This window comes from Streptomyces sp. NBC_00154, assembly GCF_026342835.1.
In the GTDB taxonomy this organism is placed as follows: Bacteria; Actinomycetota; Actinomycetes; order Streptomycetales; family Streptomycetaceae; genus Streptomyces.
This window is the reverse complement of sequence record NZ_JAPEMI010000001.1, coordinates 7802632-7818145: the sequence shown is the minus strand read 5'-3', so window position 1 is coordinate 7818145 and position 15514 is coordinate 7802632. Positions and strand designations below refer to the sequence as shown.

15 protein-coding genes and 6 pseudogenes are annotated in these 15514 nt (G+C 67.8%); 11 read left to right on the top strand and 10 right to left on the bottom strand.

The window, feature by feature from the left end; translation table 11 throughout:
• Window positions 1–29: 29 nt before the first annotated feature.
• Entirely contained in the window at window positions 30–872 is an 843-nt protein-coding gene (locus OHA03_RS35375) for an SH3-like domain-containing protein (RefSeq protein WP_267007711.1), read from the bottom strand.
• A 70-nt stretch (window positions 873–942) separates the two neighbouring features.
• Window positions 943–1077, bottom strand: a complete 135-nt coding sequence (locus tag OHA03_RS35370; protein WP_267007712.1) for a hypothetical protein — start codon at window positions 1075–1077, stop codon at window positions 943–945.
• Between the two features lie 625 nt (window positions 1078–1702).
• Between OHA03_RS35370 and OHA03_RS35365 the strand changes: the two genes are divergently transcribed.
• A complete protein-coding gene (locus OHA03_RS35365) occupies window positions 1703–2017 on the top strand; it encodes a hypothetical protein (protein WP_267007714.1) in 315 nt (104 codons plus the stop codon).
• Window positions 1999–2226, top strand: a pseudogene (locus tag OHA03_RS35360) ((2Fe-2S) ferredoxin domain-containing protein); the annotation flags it as partial. The gene OHA03_RS35365 and the pseudogene OHA03_RS35360, both read left to right, overlap by 19 nt.
• On the opposite strand, the gene OHA03_RS35355 reads toward OHA03_RS35360, so the two are convergent.
• The gene (locus OHA03_RS35355) at window positions 2189–2455 is read right to left on the bottom strand and encodes a hypothetical protein (protein ID WP_267008293.1); all 267 of its coding nucleotides are present in this window, start codon (window positions 2453–2455) and stop codon (window positions 2189–2191) included. The pseudogene OHA03_RS35360 and the gene OHA03_RS35355 overlap by 38 nt on opposite strands.
• A 116-nt stretch (window positions 2456–2571) precedes the next feature.
• On the opposite strand from OHA03_RS35355, the gene OHA03_RS35350 reads away from it, so the two are divergent.
• The 5 genes and pseudogenes from OHA03_RS35350 to scnC all read left to right on the top strand — a co-directional run bounded on the left by OHA03_RS35350 (window position 2572) and on the right by scnC (window position 5606).
• Complete coding sequence (locus OHA03_RS35350) at window positions 2572–3423, top strand: IS5 family transposase (RefSeq protein WP_267007713.1); 852 nt, start codon at window positions 2572–2574, stop codon at window positions 3421–3423.
• A gap of 102 nt (window positions 3424–3525) precedes the next feature.
• Window positions 3526–3702: pseudogene (locus OHA03_RS35345) on the top strand ((2Fe-2S) ferredoxin domain-containing protein); the annotation flags it as partial.
• A 115-nt stretch (window positions 3703–3817) separates the two neighbouring features.
• Window positions 3818–3952, top strand: coding sequence for a hypothetical protein (locus tag OHA03_RS35340; RefSeq protein ID WP_267007712.1), 135 nt, complete (start codon window positions 3818–3820; stop codon window positions 3950–3952).
• 70 nt (window positions 3953–4022) lie between these two features.
• Window positions 4023–4865, top strand: a complete 843-nt coding sequence (locus OHA03_RS35335; RefSeq protein WP_267007711.1) for an SH3-like domain-containing protein — start codon at window positions 4023–4025, stop codon at window positions 4863–4865.
• A 39-nt stretch (window positions 4866–4904) separates the two neighbouring features.
• On the top strand, window positions 4905–5606 hold the full coding sequence (scnC, locus tag OHA03_RS48080) for a thiocyanate hydrolase subunit gamma (protein ID WP_267007715.1): 702 nt from the start codon (window positions 4905–4907) through the stop codon (window positions 5604–5606).
• Window positions 5607–5795: 189 nt separating this feature from the next.
• Here the strand turns inward: scnC and OHA03_RS35330 are convergent.
• A pseudogene (locus OHA03_RS35330) lies at window positions 5796–6713 on the bottom strand (IS110 family transposase); the annotation flags it as partial.
• A 300-nt stretch (window positions 6714–7013) separates the two neighbouring features.
• Between OHA03_RS35330 and OHA03_RS35325 the strand changes: the two are divergent.
• A complete protein-coding gene (locus OHA03_RS35325) occupies window positions 7014–8219 on the top strand; it encodes an ISAs1 family transposase (RefSeq protein ID WP_267007269.1) in 1206 nt (401 codons plus the stop codon).
• Here the strand turns inward: OHA03_RS35325 and OHA03_RS35320 are convergent.
• Entirely contained in the window at window positions 8196–8747 is a 552-nt protein-coding gene (locus tag OHA03_RS35320) for a reverse transcriptase domain-containing protein (protein WP_267008267.1), read from the bottom strand. The two genes, OHA03_RS35325 and OHA03_RS35320, sit on opposite strands and share 24 nt — an antisense overlap.
• Window positions 8748–9241: 494 nt before the next feature.
• On the bottom strand, window positions 9242–9925 hold the full coding sequence (gene istB / locus OHA03_RS35315; RefSeq protein ID WP_267008266.1) for an IS21-like element helper ATPase IstB: 684 nt from the start codon (window positions 9923–9925) through the stop codon (window positions 9242–9244).
• Window positions 9926–10170: 245 nt separating this feature from the next.
• Between istB and OHA03_RS35310 the strand changes: the two genes are divergently transcribed.
• The gene (locus OHA03_RS35310; RefSeq protein ID WP_267007710.1) at window positions 10171–10374 is read left to right on the top strand and encodes a Tn3 family transposase; all 204 of its coding nucleotides are present in this window, start codon (window positions 10171–10173) and stop codon (window positions 10372–10374) included.
• A 163-nt stretch (window positions 10375–10537) separates the two neighbouring features.
• On the opposite strand, the gene OHA03_RS35305 is transcribed toward OHA03_RS35310, so the two are convergent.
• Window positions 10538–10945, bottom strand: coding sequence for a helix-turn-helix transcriptional regulator (locus OHA03_RS35305; protein WP_267007709.1), 408 nt, complete (start codon window positions 10943–10945; stop codon window positions 10538–10540).
• Window positions 10946–11040: 95 nt separating this feature from the next.
• Between OHA03_RS35305 and OHA03_RS35300 the strand changes: the two genes are divergently transcribed.
• Both OHA03_RS35300 and OHA03_RS35295 read left to right on the top strand, forming a co-directional pair.
• Window positions 11041–13008: a heavy metal translocating P-type ATPase gene (locus tag OHA03_RS35300; protein WP_267007708.1), complete on the top strand. Its 1968-nt coding sequence runs from the start codon at window positions 11041–11043 to the stop codon at window positions 13006–13008.
• Window positions 13009–13069: 61 nt separating this feature from the next.
• Window positions 13070–13286, top strand: a pseudogene (locus OHA03_RS35295) ((2Fe-2S) ferredoxin domain-containing protein); the annotation flags it as partial.
• Window positions 13287–13316: 30 nt separating this feature from the next.
• Here OHA03_RS35295 and OHA03_RS35290 read toward each other — a convergent pair.
• The 3 genes and pseudogenes from OHA03_RS35290 to OHA03_RS35280 all read right to left on the bottom strand — a co-directional run.
• Window positions 13317–13634, bottom strand: a pseudogene (locus tag OHA03_RS35290) (transposase family protein); the annotation flags it as partial.
• A 383-nt stretch (window positions 13635–14017) separates the two neighbouring features.
• Window positions 14018–14780: pseudogene (locus OHA03_RS35285) on the bottom strand (transposase).
• A 155-nt stretch (window positions 14781–14935) separates the two neighbouring features.
• Window positions 14936–15124 (bottom strand): hypothetical protein, encoded by a 189-nt coding sequence (locus OHA03_RS35280; protein WP_267007707.1) that lies wholly within the window; start codon window positions 15122–15124, stop codon window positions 14936–14938.
• Window positions 15125–15514: the final 390 nt, after the last annotated feature.

Below are 15514 nucleotides of genomic sequence, written 5' to 3'. Positions count from 1 at the left end.
ACCTTTCTATGAGTGGGAGTTTCGGCGTCTCAGACGGCCTGGAGCCAGCGCTCGGGGAGCTCGGTCTGCAGGGTGTCGCTCTCCTCGCCGGTGTAGTCCGGCCAGAGCTCGCTCATCTTGAAGCGGACGACGTAGAACCACTCGGGCTGGGGTGAACCGATGGCCTCGTAGTCGAATCCCTCGTCCTCGGCGGCCGGAGACTCGTAGGCAAGCGTCGCGATCTCGCCCACGGCGCCGCGGACAAACTCCTGGGTGCGCGTGTAGTACAGCGCCTGCCAGTCGTGGACCCGCACCGCGTCACCGACCGCGAACCCGGCCGGACCCGCTTGGCCGGCGTACACCTGCGGATCGCCCTTGCCAACCGCGTGCACGTGGTGCTTGTTGCGGGGGATGTCCTTGCCGTCGGCGATGTGGTGCGGCTTCGGCTCCAGCAGCTCGCGCGGTGCGAGGTCAGCAATGCGGGCCTTCACCTCGTTGTACTTCGCGGTGAGCTCGGTCAAGCTGACGAGGTGCTTGTCGATCAGCACCCGCGTGCAGCCCAGCAACCATCGGCCGTAGTAGGGCAGTCCGAGGTACATCGACCGGTCGAAGTCGCCGTTGTGCAGGCGCCTGCGCTCCTCCGACACCCAGATGCCACGCAACGCGAGCACCTCGGCTAGCACGTAGGTGTTGTGCTCCCAGTGCTCGCCCTCCTTCTCGATCCATTCGATCGGCGCATCCAGCTCGCCGCCGACGTCCTCCGAGGTCTTGAGGTATGCCTCGAGCCGATCGTTCGACAGCTCGTACGGAGCCTCCGGGAGGTCCTGGAAGGAGGGCTTCAACCGATTGCGGAGGGCGAGCTTGTCGGCCCGGTCTTGCGCGGTAGTCGCCATGATGGGATTCCTTTCGTGAGTGATCTCGATGAGTGCTGGGGTCGCTGTGCGCCAGAGGTGGGTGGCGTGCTCAGTCGCGGAAGACGGCGACGTGGAACGACCGGGCGGCCGGATTGCCGTGGACGTCGTACGTGCAGACCCGCATCGCATGCGCGTCCTCCAGCAGGCCCACGGTGCAGAACCCCGGCTCGACGTCCTCATACATCGCGCTGCCCACGACGGCGGAGAAGTTCGCCTTCGCCGCTCCCTGCAGCGGGACCCCCCACGTGAGGGTGTACTAGTTCGCTCCGTCGTACTCGCATTCCTCGATGAGGTAACCGCGGACCACCGATCCGTCGGCTGCGACGACGCAGGCAAGACGTCCTTCGAACGCGCCCATGGTTCCTCCTTCTTTACGCGGCCGAGAGCACCGGCGGATGAAATCCAGGGAAACCTTGACCGGTCAGCCACGGCTTCGGCCGATGGGAGCCTGGGGAAGGCAGGGAATCACTGATTCCCGGCCTTCCGGCTGCCGGTTTCTTTTCGCTTTTTGCCCGATGCTCGCTTCCAAGTCGACACCGGGGGCCCGCGCCGGTCAACCGGAGGCCCCTCGAATGGCCCAGACCGGACCAGACCCTCCCCCGAATGGCCGACACCGGCTGCCAGGCGGTCTTCTGCCTGAACTGAAGGGGCGGTGCTGGCGGTGTTCCGCAGACCGCCTGCGGAACACCGCCAGCACCGCCCCTTCAGGAAGCCGTGACCTGCCCCTTCGGGAGCAGTCTGGATGGCGGACTGGCGGACCCGGTGTGACGATTGCGGAAACCAGTCGGGAAAAGATCGAGGCGGATGAAATGAGCCAGTTCGAAAAACGACTCGCCTGCGTCGTCGCAGCCGACGGATCGGTGGTCCGCGGTTACCTAATCGAGGAATGCGAGTACGACGGAGCGAACGAGTACACCCTCACTTGGGGGGTCCCGCTGCGAGGCAGCGAGGCGAAGACGAACTTCGCGGGGACTGTCGGGAGCGCGGAGGACGAGCCGGTGCTGCCTGGACTGGTCACCGTGCGGCTGGGACCGGCCGACAACCAGATGAGGGTGTGTACCTTCGACGCAGGTGGCAACCCGGCGGCCCGGCCCTTCCACATCGCCTGCTTCAGGGACAGGTGAGCGCCCCCGGCTGCGGGCGGCTTCCCACCGTGATTGTGTGCAGGGGTTGCTGCTGCCGTACGGCGAAGGTGCCCGGAGTGGAGCACGAGGCCCAACTGGCCGACCTCTCGCGAGGGCTGCGGGGCATCGCGACCGTGCGCACCACTCCATGCCTGGGCCTGTGCGAGGAGGCTAACCTGATCGTCCTGCAACCGGCGCCGGCCGGAAGATTTCAAGTCCAGCGCGGTCGACCAGGTTCTCCAGGGCCCCGGCATCCCGGGCGGCCCGCCACTCCTTGACATGCGAGTGGTAAAGCCGTTCCCGGCGCAGCACCGCACCCTTCTCGTTCCTGGGCGCGGCGTCGTACTCGGCGACGATCCGCATTTTGTACTCCGAGGTGAAAGTGCGGCGCTTCGGCCTCGGCGACGGGTCGGACCCGACGGGCTCTATGCTGGGCATAAGACCGACCGGCAAATGGCTACGTCGCTCGTTGGCTGACGGTCCCGGAAACGAGACAGGCACGGGCCCTGCGTGATCATGGAGTTCTCGACGCTCAGTGATCACGCGGAGGACCCGTGCCTGCGGTGCCATTTTGCCTGCTCGACCCCCTGTGGGACCAGTTCGCTGCTCTCCTGCCGGTGCGGGAGGGGTTCTCGGCGAGCCATCCGCTCGGGTGTCACCGCCGCCGGGTGTCGGACCGTGTCGTGTTCGAGCACGTCGTGCTGGCTCTGGTCCACGGTTCGGGGTACGAGCGGATTGCGAGTCCCGGGTGCTCCGACCGCACCATCCGACGACGCGTCAAACAGTGGGCTGAGCTGGGGATAGCACAACGAGTACATGCCTTGGCGCTGGAAGCGTACGACCGCATGATCGGCCTGGGTCTGGCCGAGATGTCGGTCGACGGCTGTATCACCAAGGCGCCGTCCGGCGGCGAGAAAGCGGGCCGCTCACCGGTGGACCGGGGCAAGCAGGGGCTCAAGCGCTCGGTCGCCTCCGATGCCTGCGGCGTTCCGCTCGGCATCGTCTCCGACGGAGCCAACCGACACGATTCGCCCCTGCTCGGCCCGACTTTGGCGGCCGCCCGCACCCAAGTCGGGGCGATGCCCGAGGGCGTCAACGTCAACCTGGACCGCGGCTACGACAGCGCCAAGTCCCGTGCTCTGCTGGCCGAGTTGGGCTTCACGGCTGAGATCGCCCGCAAGGGCATCCCGGCGCCGATCCAGGCCAGCAAACGCTGGGTGGTGGAGCGCACGCATTCCTGGATGAACGCCTACGGCAAGCTGCGGCGCTGCACCGAGAAAAACGGCATGGTCGTGGACCTCTATCTCCACCTCGCCGCCGTACTCGTCACGCTCCGCATGCTCATTCGACGCGCGACCAGCCGCTACCGCTGGGACAGCCGCCCGAGCACCCGACGCCTCAAGTGATCCATTTGCCGGTCGGTCTAAGGGACGGTTCTCCTTGTCGTGCCCTCTCAGGCTAACCCCGCAGAACGGGATGTCTCACCCAAGGCTGACAGAGAGGGGGCCGGCCGTGCGGCGGGCGGGCGGCCCGTGTGGCTCGGCTGCGTGCGGGAGCCGGACACCGTCGCCGACGTGGTCGCGTGGGCCCGGGCCGGTGGACCGGGACAGGCCGACCCCCCGCCGGGGCTCGTCCACCTGGTCGTCCGGCCGCCCGGCAGGACCCCCCGCCCGGCCGTCCGGTGAGCCCCCGGCAATCGAGGGGTGCGAGTACGACGGAGCGAACTAGTACACCCTCACTTGGGGGGTCCCGCTGCAGGGAGCGGCGAAGGCGAACTTCTCCGCCGTCGTGGGCAGCGCGATGTATGAGGACGTCGAGCCGGGGTTCTGCACCGTGGGCCTGCTGGAGGACGCGCATGCGATGCGGGTCTGCACGTACGACGTCCACGGCAATCCGGCCGCCCGGTCGTTCCACGTCGCCGTCTTCCGCGACTGAGCACGCCACCCACCTCTGGCGCACAGCGACCCCAGCACTCATCGAGATCACTCACGAAAGGAATCCCATCATGGCGACTACCGCGCAAGACCGGGCCGACAAGCTCGCCCTCCGCAATCGGTTGAAGCCCTCCTTCCAGGACCTCCCGGAGGCTCCGTACGAGCTGTCGAACGATCGGCTCGAGGCATACCTCAAGACCTCGGAGGACGTCGGCGGCGAGCTGGATGCGCCGATCGAATGGATCGAGAAGGAGGGCGAGCACTGGGAGCACAACACCTACGTGCTAGCCGAGGTGCTCGCGTTGCGTGGCATCTGGGTGTCGGAGGAGCGCAGGCGCCTGCACAACGGCGACTTCGACCGGTCGATGTACCTCGGACTGCCCTACTACGGCCGATGGTTGCTGGGCTGCACGCGGGTGCTGATCGACAAGCACCTCGTCAGCTTGACCGAGCTCACCGCGAAGTACAACGAGGTGAAGGCCCGCATTGCTGACCTCGCACCGCGCGAGCTGCTGGAGCCGAAGCCGCACCACATCGCCGACGGCAAGGACATCCCCCGCAACAAGCACCACGTGCACGCGGTTGGCAAGGGCGATCCGCAGGTGTACGCCGGCCAAGCGGGTCCGGCCGGGTTCGCGGTCGGTGACGCGGTGCGGGTCCACGACTGGCAGGCGCTGTACTACACGCGCACCCAGGAGTTTGTCCGCGGCGCCGTGGGCGAGATCGCGACGCTTGCCTACGAGTCTCCGGCCGCCGAGGACGAGGGATTCGACTACGAGGCCATCGGTTCACCCCAGCCCGAGTGGTTCTACGTCGTCCGCTTCAAGATGAGCGAGCTCTGGCCGGACTACACCGGCGAGGAGAGCGACACCCTGCAGACCGAGCTCCCCGAGCGCTGGCTCCAGGCCGTCTGAGACGCCGAAACTCCCACTCATAGAAAGGTTTCAATCTCCATGTCAACCAGTGAGCACGGTCACAATCCGCCCGCGCCCATGGTCGAGGAGGTGTCTGACTTCGAGGTCCTGGAGGTCGCGGTCCGCGAGCTCTGCCTCGAGAAGGGCATCTTCACGGCTGAGGACCACCGCGCGTTCACCGAGTTCTCGGAGCACATCGGCCCGCTTCCCGCAGCGCGACTTGTCGCCAAGTGTTGGCTCGACGAGTCCTTCAAGCGCGCCGCACTCGCCGACCCGATCGAGGCGTGCAAGGCCGTAGGAGTCGACTGGATGCAGCCCTCGGGCTTCGGCACGCCGAGCGACTTTACGGCGCTGCGCATCCTCGAGAGCACCCCGACGCTCCACTATGTCATCGTCTGCACGCTCTGCTCCTGCTACCCGCGGCCGCTGCTCGGCAACTCGCCCGAGTGGTACCGCACGCCCAACTACCGGCGCAGGGTGGTGCGGCACCCGCGCGGTGTGCTCGCCGAGTTCGGCACCTACATGCCGGCCGACGTTGAGATCCGAATCCAGGACTCCAACCAGAAGCACCGCTTCATGGTGCTGCCGATGCGTCCGGAGGGCACGGAGGGCTGGTCCGAGGACGAGCTGACGCAGATTGTCACCCGTGACTGCATGATGGGCGTCGCGCTGCCTCGGCCCGGAGTGACGGAAAACGTCACGGCCGACCGGGTCCGCAAGGCGCAGCGAGGATCGCACTGACATGGCGGACACCGGCAAGCACGACCGGTCCGCGGTCGTCGCGAAGGTCGACCCATCCCTGCTGACCACTCGCGTTGAGGTGCTCGAAGATCTCGCCTCCCGCGAGGACCATGTGTGGTCGGCACTCACCGAGAAGTGGTCGGTCAGCAACCCCACACCGCCGTGGAAGAGCAGTCTCGACGGCATGTGTGCGAGGCCGGCGTAGCCGGCCAGGCGGTCGGCGGTGCCGAAGGTGTCCATGTCGCCGCCGGTCGCAGCGAGGAACTCCGCGCTCAGCATGGTGCCCATGCCAGGCAGGCTCTGGATCACCTCGGCGTGTGGGTGCTCGCGAAACCGAGCCTCGATAAGGGCTTCGAGCTCGGTGATCTCCTCATCGAGGGCCATCACCCCCTTCGCCAGGCGGGCCACCATGGTGGCCGCGAGTTTCTCGCCGGGCAGTGCGGTGAACTGGGCCTCGGCGGCCTCGACGACGGTCCGGGCCAGCGCCGCGCTGTTGCGGACCTTGCGGTTCTTCAGCCATGTCGCGATCCGGGAGGCGCCGGCGCGACGGATCGCGGCCGGGGTCTGGTAGCCGGTCAACAACAGGACCGGCCCCTTCTTCGTCAGGTCCAACGAGCGTTCCAACGCAGGGAAGATTTCCAAGAGTTGGGCGCGCAGTCGGTTGATCTGCCGAGTCCGGTCGCAGACCAGATCGGTGCGGCGGGTAACCAGCGTGCGCAGGTCGACCGATATCTCGTCGCCGGGCCGCAGGACACCGAGGTCGGTGCGCATGCGGGCCTGGTCGGCAATGACGAAGGCGTCCTTCGCGTCGGTCTTGGCCTGGCCCCGGTAGCCGGCCGATGCACGGTGAATGGCCAGGCCGGTGATGTAGGTGATGTGCTGGTCGTGGCTAACCAGCAGACCGAGCAGGAGTGCGGCCCCGCCGTGGTTAATGTCCACCGCCCACAGCACATCCCGCGACAGCTCCAGTACGTCAGCGATGAGCTGGAGCAGTTCAGCCTCGTCGTTCAGGATCCGACGCGACAGCAGCCGCTTGCCCTGGGCGTCGATCACCACGCAGTGGTGATGTTCCTTGCCGATGTCCACTCCGGCCCAGATCTCGGGCACAGCCACCTCCGTCAGCTCGTCGTACACCAGCCCAGCAGACGACCTCGCCGACGTTGTCCTACAAAGCGATCGAGTCGCGTCTCCCAATTAGCGGTCGAGTCGTCGCGGGGTTCCGGGCGGCCAAGTTCTCTGAGCCATCCAGCGGCCAGGGGCATTGCGTGATTGGGATTGGTCCGGTTCGCCGGTCTCGTGAGTGACGTGGCGTCATGTCCGTTGTGGGGCAAGGGGCCCGGGAGAGCAGAGCAGGCACGGTGCTGGTGATCATGTGGTTGTCGAGACCCATGAGAACCGAGCGAGACCGTGCCTGCCCGAACATCATCGCCCATCCCTTCCGCACTGGAGAAACTGGGTTCCCCGACTGATCCCCTCACCTCAAGCGATGTCGCTGACCTGCGGCGTTTCCTGATCCTGGTCGCCGATCCCCGCGATGCGCGAGGACTGCGGTATCCGGCCCTCGCGTTGCTGTGCGCAGCCGTCTCGGCGGTGCTGACCGGGGCTCGCTCGCTCATCGCGATCAGCGAGTGGATCACGGATGCCCCGCAGCATGTGCTGGGCGTCCTCGGCTTCGCTGCCGATCCACTTACCGGTCTGCGGCCGGTGCCGCACGCCGCAACCGTGCGCCGCCTGCTGCAGCGTGTGGACGGTGACGCGCTGGACGCGGCGATCAGCGCGTATCTGCAGGCCAGAACGCCGCCCCCGGTCGAGCCGGAGGCGGAGAAAGGGCCGGTGCGACGGGTGATCGCGGTCGACGGCAAGGTGGTCCGCGGATCGCGAACCGCAACGGCCGCGGCGATCCAGCTGCTGGCGGCGATGGACCACCACGGCGTGGTCCTGGCCCAGCGGCAGGTCGCTTCCAAGAGCAACGAGATCCCCTCCTTCGCGCCGTTGCTGGACGGTCTCGAGCTGGAGAACACGGTGGTGACCGCCGACGCACTGCACACCCAGCACGACCACGGGGCCTATCTGACCAGTCGCGGCGCGCACTACGTGGCCGTCGTGAAGAAGAACCATCCGGGCCTGTACGCCCAGGTCAGGAAGCTGCCCTGGCGAGACATCCCGCTCGGGCACCGCACTCGCGACCACGCCCACCACCGCGACGAGATCCGCCGGCTCAAGGTCGCCGCGTTCAGCCACCTCGACTACCCCGGCGCCCGCCAGGCGATCCAAGTCGTACGGTGGCGACGCGACTTGAGCACCGGGAAGCTGACCATCGAGCGCGTCTACCTGATCACCAGCCTGAGCGCCTTCGACGCCACCTGCACCGAGCTCGCCACCTGGATCAGAGGCCACTGGGGAATCGAGAACCTCCTGCACCACGTGCGGGACCGCACGTTCCGCGAGGACGACTCCAAGGTCCGCACCGGCACCCTGCCTCGCGCCATGGCCTCCCTGCGCAACCTCGCCATCAGCGTCTTCCGCCAGGACGGCCAGACCAACATCGCCGCCGCCCTCCGCCACACCGGCCGCGACTACCACCGGCCCCTACGAACCCTCGGTCTCACGTGACGAACCCAGACAGATCTCGATCATGCAATGACCCTGGCCCTGCGGGGTTCCTGCCCCGGTAGGCGAGGTCACCCCGCCCTCCAGGACTCCCATCCGCAGCCAGGCCCGGATCAGCTTCAGCATCGGCCGGTCCACCACACGCCGTGCCACTTGGGCCATCAGCGCCTCATGGTCGATCGTGCCGAAGCAGTCGCGGATATCGGCCTCGAGCACCCACTCCCGCCGCTGGTTCGCGGCGACGCGCACGGCTTCGCATGCGTCGATCGCGGACCGCTTCGGCCGGAATCCGTAGCTCGCCTCGGTGAACTGGGCTTCGAATACTGGTTCAAGGACCAGTTTCGCAGCCGTCATCACCACCCGGTCCGCCACGGTGGGGATCGATAGCGGCCGGAACTCCCCCGGCCGCCCCAGTTTGGGAATCTGGACCCGCCGCAACACTGACGGACGATACGTATGCGTCCGCAGTCTCTGCGAAAGGTCCTGGAGGAACACATCCACCCCCGAGGACGCCACCGCGTCGACGGTCATACCGTCCACGCCGGGGGCACCTCGGTTTGCGCACACACCGGCCCACGCCCGCCAAAGAACGTCCATGCGGTGGACATGGCCATACAAGGCATGAAACCGGCGTTCGGGTTCTTGCTTGGCACAGCGGTAAAGCGTCCGTTGCAGGGCTCGGACCTTGTCCAGAGGACGGCGGCCCGGTCCTGCGGCGTCTTCCTCCCGGCGGATGGAACTAGCCGAAACGGCACTCATCCGGGTCCCTCCCTGTTTGCGAATCGCGTCGATGAAGCAGGGGTCCTTCGCTCCCAGCGGGTTGTGTTGTCCCGCCGATCACCACTACTACGACCCCCTCCGACTGCCTCTCAGCAACCTGCCATTTCCCGGTTCTGCCGGTTATAGGCAGGCCACGCTTCCCGGGCCGCAAACCCGGGGCCGAGGAGGCTCTTGTCGGCGGCGGCTGAACTTGGACCCACTCTGGCCGGTTGAAATCTGACCCAGGTGTCTTCGGTTTGGTTGGTTCAGTCGTTGTCGGTGGTGGCGCTGGGGACCCGTCCCAGTTCACGTCCTCGCATGCGGAACGAGTCGCCCTTGAGGGAGTGGACCTCGGCGTGGTGGACGAGGCGGTCGATCATGGCGGCGGCCACGGTCTCGTCTCCGAAGACTTCTCCCCAGCGTCCGAAGGGTTTGTTGCTGGTGACGATCACGGACGCGCGTTCGTATCTGTTCGAGATCAGCTGGAAGAACAGGTTCGCGGCTTCGGCTTCGAAGGGGATGTAGCCGACCTCGTCCACCACGATCAGCGGGTAGCGGCTGAGCTTGGTGAGCTCGGCCTGGAGGCGGCCGGTGTGGTGGGCGGCGGCCAGGCGGTCAACCCATTCGGCGGCGGTGGCGAACGCGACGCGGTGTCCGGCCTGGCAGGCGCGGACCGCGAGCCCGATCGCCAGGTGTGTCTTCCCGGTGCCCGGCGGTCCCAGGAGAACGGCGTTCTCTTTCCCGGCGATGAAGTCCAACGTTCCCAGATGTGCGAGCTGTTGGCGCGTCATCCCGCGCAGGTGGGTGACGTCCTGTCGGCGTACGGGCTCTGGTGCAGAGGTGCGTACGGGTTGATCTGCAGAGGTAAACCGGCGTGTCGGGGTGGGGTCTGGCGTGCTGGGAGGAGTCTGGCGCTGACCGCATGAAGCGTCGAGGAGGGCCTGCCGGATGTTGCTGGAACCGGAGCGGTGGCTGGAACTGCGGCGTTTCCGGGCTCTGCATGAGGCGGGTCCTTCTGCCAGTAGTGCATCGCAGCGGCCGCGCCACCGAAAACGACGGACGCGGCAACCAGCACCGCCGCGGCACGCTTAACTAGAGCCGCACCACGACAAACAGAGAGCTGGGCTGGAGACAGCCGAGCGGCTGGCCGCCCACCAGGCCTACCCGGCCTGGCTGGAGCGCATCGCGGCGGCAATTGCTGGAGGAGGGATGGGCAATCGCCCCGGAGGACCTGGCGCATATCTCGCCGTACTTGACCGAGCACATCAACCGGTTCGGCGAGTACTCCACCCACGAACTCGGCAACCAGCCCGACGCGTACGACCCGAAACGCAACGTCGCCTTCGCCCCTCTGCGCGAGCAGGACCTGACCACCGCCGGCCTCGGCCAGGCCGCCTGAACCGGCCACGGGCGGGTCGGCATTATGTAGGCCATGAACGAGGCGGAGCTCAACGAGGACGAGGTGAACAATCTGCTCGGCGACGACGAGCGTGACGCCGATGACTACGCATGGGTCCGGTGAACGTGCCAGGCGTCCCGGACGGCGGTGGCCGGACGGCGGTTCACCGCGCTGCGGGGACGATCGCCTCGCCCTGCGGGAGGGCAGCTTCGGCGGCGGTGTCGGTCAGGCCCAGACGAAGATGTTCGACGTGGTAGACGGTCTGATCGAGAAGGGCCGCGACGTGGTTGTCATGCAGGGCGTAGACCACGGAGCGGCCCTGGCGGGTGCCGGTGACCAGGCCGAGGTTGCGCAGCAGTCGCAGCTGGTGGGAGCAGGCGGACTGCTCCATGCCGACCGCGTTGGCCAGCTCGGTGGCGGCGCAGGGGCCTTCGCGCAGGCAGGCCAGGATCAGCAGCCGTGAGGGGGTGGACAGCGCCTGGAGGGCGGTGGCCACCTGCGGGGCGTTGTCCGGGGTCAGGCGGGTACGCGGTGCCTGGCTGCTGTCGGGGGTGTTCGCTCCGTGGCCCATGGGGACAGCCTACGGGCATGAATGCATGAATGCCTGTTCAAGCGTTCTTGTACGGTGGAGGGGTCGGACTCCTCCACGCGAAGGCTCGTTTCCTCATGTTCTCCACCCTGGCAAAGACCGCCCCACCGCCGGCCGCCGTGACCGCGGCGCCCCGGCGGCGCACCCTGGCGCTGCCCGAGGCCCGCTGGGCGCTCGCCGCGCTGGTGCTGTTCCTGATCGCTCTGCCGCTGTACCTGCTCGGCGCCCCGGCGTGGACGTGGGGTCCGCTGTTCGCCGCCACCTACATCACCGGCGGCTGGGAGCCGGGATGGCAGGGCCTGAAGGCCCTGAGGGACAAGACGTTGGACGTGGACCTGCTGATGGTCGTCGCCGCACTCGGCGCGGCCGCGATCGGGCAGGTCCTGGACGGGGCGCTGCTGATCGTCATCTTCGCCACCTCCGGCGCTCTGGAGGCGGTGGCCACCGCCCGCACTGCCGACTCCGTACGCGGTCTGCTCGACCCCGCCCCGACCAGGGCCACGCGGATCACCGACGGCGGCAGCGAGGAGACGGTGGCCGCCGACCGGCTCACGGTCGGCGACACGGTCCTGGTGCGGCCCGGCGAGCGGATCGGCGCCGACGGCCGGGTCCTGGACGGGGCCAGCGAGGTCGACCAGGCCACCATCACCGGGGAGCCGCTGCTGGTGGCCAAGGAGGCCGGGGACGAGGTGTTCGCCGGCACCCTGAACGGCACCGGGGCGCTGCGGGTGAAGGTCGAGCGTGACCCGTCGGACTCGGTCATCGCCCGGATCGTGAAGATGGTGGAGGAAGCCTCCAAGACCAAGGCGCCGACCCAGCTGTTCATCGAGAAAGTCGAGCAGCGGTACTCGGTCGTCATGGTGGCCGCGACCCTCGCCCTGTTCGCGCTCCCCATCGCCTTCGGCGCCGACCTTCAGTCCACGCTGCTGAGGGCGATGACCTTCATGATCGTCGCCTCGCCGTGCGCGGTGGTGCTGGCCACCATGCCGCCGCTGCTGTCGGCGATCGCCAATGCCGGACGGCACGGCGTGCTGGTGAAGTCGGCCGTGGTCATGGAGCGGCTCGGGCAGGTCGACGCCGTAGCGCTGGACAAGACCGGCACCCTGACCGAGGGCACCCCGAAGGTGACGGACGTGCGGCCGCTGGCCGCCTCCCGGCTGGCCGAGGACGCCATGCTGGCGTGGGCGGCTGCGGCCGAGCACCCCAGTGAGCACCCGCTCGCGCGTGCCATCATCGACGCCGCCCGCACCCGCGGCCTGGACATCCCGCCGGTAGCCGACTTCGCCTCCGCCCCCGGCACCGGAGTCACCGCCACCGTCGACGGCTGCAGCATTGCGGTCGGCAGCCCCGCCCGGCTCTTTGACGGCCGCACCGACCACGCCGGCGCGGTGGTGGCCGAGCAGCTGGAGCAGGAGGGCCGCACCGCCATCCTGATCATGGTGGACGGCACCCCGGTCGGGGTGCTCGGCATCGCCGACCGGCTGCGTGAGGAGGCCGCGGCCACCGTCACCGCGCTGAGGGGCCTGACCGGTTCCGCTCCGGTCCTGGTCACCGGCGACAACCCGCGTGCCGCGGCCCGCCTCGCCGGCGAGGTCGGCATCACCGATGTCCGTGCCGGACTGCTGCCGCAGGACAAGGTGCACGCAGTCAAGGAACTGGAGGCGGCCGGGCGCAAGGTGCTGGTCGTCGGGGACGGCGTCAACGACGCCCCGGCACTGGCCGCCGCGCACACCGGCATCGCCATGGGGCGGGCCGGATCCGACTTGGCGCTGGAGACCGCCGACGCCGTTGTGGTCCGCGACGAACTCGCTGCCATCCCGACCGTCGTGCGGCTCTCCCGTGCCGCCCACCGGATGGTCGTGCAGAACCTCGTCATCGCCGGCGCGTTCATCGCCGTCCTGATCGTCTGGGACCTGGCCGGACACCTGCCGCTGCCGCTTGGTGTCGCCGGACACGAGGGCTCCACCGTCATCGTCGGCCTCAACGGACTGCGGCTGCTGCGCGAGAGTGCGTGGAAGCGCGCCCGCACCGAGGCCACGGCGTGAGCCGCCGCCCCCGCCAGAACACCGCCCCGCCCCGGCAGGGGCGGCCCGCTGCGCGGTGACCGTGTGCCGGGGCTGCTGCTGCGGCACGCCGAAGATCCCTGGCGTCGACCACGCCGCCCAGCTCGACCGGCTCCGCTCGGCCGTGGGCGCGGGCAGGCAGGTGCGCGTGAGTGGCTGCCTGGACGCGTGCGAGCGCGGCAACGTCATCGTCGTGCAGCCCTCGGCTGCCGGACGCGCCGCCAGGCGGGCGCCCGGTCTGGCTCGGCCTTGTCAACGACCCCGACGCCCGCTGGCGACATCGCCGCCTGGGCGGAGATCTGCCTGGTCAGACGTGTGGTGCGGCGCTGGTGGCGCTCCAGCAGCCGGGGGATCTGCTCGCGGAATGTCTGCTGTCGGCAGCCCAGGACCGGGCAGGCCGACCGACGGACCCGGACGCGTACCCTGACCCGGCGGCTGTCCAGCGGCACATCCGCCACTGTCCGGCGGTGATACTCGTGCACCTTCGCCGTCGGCACACCGCATAACGGGGACGGCAACGGGACATCCCGGGTCCGCGCCGTTACCCGGACCACCTCACCGCCATCCGCTACATCCTCGACGACCAGTGCTGACAGCCCGGAAAACACCACGGCTACAAGGGCTACAAGGGAATTGATGTCATCCATGCCTCATGTTTGTAGGCAGAGACTCACCGTTACCACCGACTACGGGACAGGGCCAGCCGCTCGACAGCAGCATTCGACATACCGTCGGCGCACGCCAGAATGATCCGGGGCCCGCTCGGCCGCCCTCGGGTCCCACGACCCCGCCCGACGCACCAACTCGGCACGCTCGCCCTCAGACAGCGTGATCGACACAGCAGAAGGCCCAGGACGCGACCAGAAAAGGGTAGCAACTTACCCTCGTAATTTGCGGTGCCACTCGTTCGGCACTGGCAGCATCAAAGGCTTGTCCCGTAAATGATCTTTGACTGGGTGTGACGTGGTCGGTGACCAGTCCGGCTGCTCGCCTATCCGGCGAGGTTGAGGTTGTGCAGGCGGGCGATACCGAGCATGGCGTGGTGGACACCCTCGCCTTTGAGGCGGCAGTCGCGGAGGATCTTCCAGGTCTTCATGCGGGCGAAGACGTGCTCAACGCGGGCGCGGACCTGCTTGTGGGACTTGTTGTGGGCTTGCTTCCAGTCGGGCAGTTCTTCGCCTTTGCGGCGGCGGTGGGGCATTACGAGCCCTGTGCCCGGATAGCCGCCGTCGGCGATTGTCATGGTCTTGCCGACGGCAGCCTTCGCGCCGGATTCCTCCCACGCCTTGCAGTCGTTGCGATTGCCCGGCAGGGGTCGGCCGACCACCACGACGAGGCGGCTGTCGGCGTCGATGACGACCTGGTGGTTCGTGGAGTACCGGTAGTTCTTGGACTGCTCGGCGATGGTGTGGTCGCGGGTAGGCACCAGGGTGCCGTCCACGATGAGCACGGTGTCCTTGCGGAACCGCTTGCGTGGCTGGAGCGCGAGCGAGGGGCCGAGGTGGTCGATGACGCGGTCGGCCGCAGACTTGGAGATACCGAAGAGCGGAGCGAGTTGGCGCATCGTCAAGTTCGTGCGCCAGTAGGCCGCCACGAGCAGCACCCGGTCCTCCAGCGGAAGAGCCCACGGGCGACCCTTACGGACCGGATCTGCACCCTCACGGCGCAGCGCGGTCACCAGCTTGCCGAAGCGGGCTCAGCCCGGTGAACGGGGCTATCCAAGACGGCTCCGACGCCGTGATCACACCAGACACCGCAAGATCATCTCACCTGTGACCAGCAGTTACGGGACAGGCCTAAGGCGGTGGCAAGTACTTGTACTTCGGCCTTCGATTCCATGACCCCTATCCGACATCGTACCTATACTGTATGAAAAGATATTCAAGTGTCCCTTTAGGGTTGGGCTGATTCAGTGCTGCCGCTCCGCCGTCTTCCGGATCGGTCGAGAGGGAGCTTCGCACTCCTTGAGGATCTCGCCCTGCATTCCACTGGTCGGCGTGAAGATACGTTGCGCCAAGCCGCCGGGCGGCTCCGCCGCGCCTGGGCCGCCGACGTTCAGCCAGTCGGCCAGTTCGCGGATCGCGGAGTGCTCGTTCATGCTGCTGAGCCAAACGGGGCGTGCGCCCGACTCGCGGCTTCGGGTCTGGGGTGGACGACAATCACATTGGCCAGTTCGCAGGCAGCCAGGCAGGCGGACGTGGTTCGGATCACGGCGTTGCCCGGCACGAGCCTGGCAAGTTCCATCAGTTAGCCTTCGTGATCCACGGATGGAAGAGCCTTCGCCGTTCCACAGCAACAGGCCCGGCATACCGTTGCTGTAGGGAGCTCCAATCGAATGGGATGGCTCTGTGGTGTGCGTTCGCGCTTCATGGCCGCTCTCCCGTTCTCGTTGAAGGACTCTGTTCCAAGTTGGCCGGTGATGTTCGACCCTCGGACCGTGAGCGCACGCTCACGTACATCGTCGACGCGCCTTGACGGCGCGCCAGTG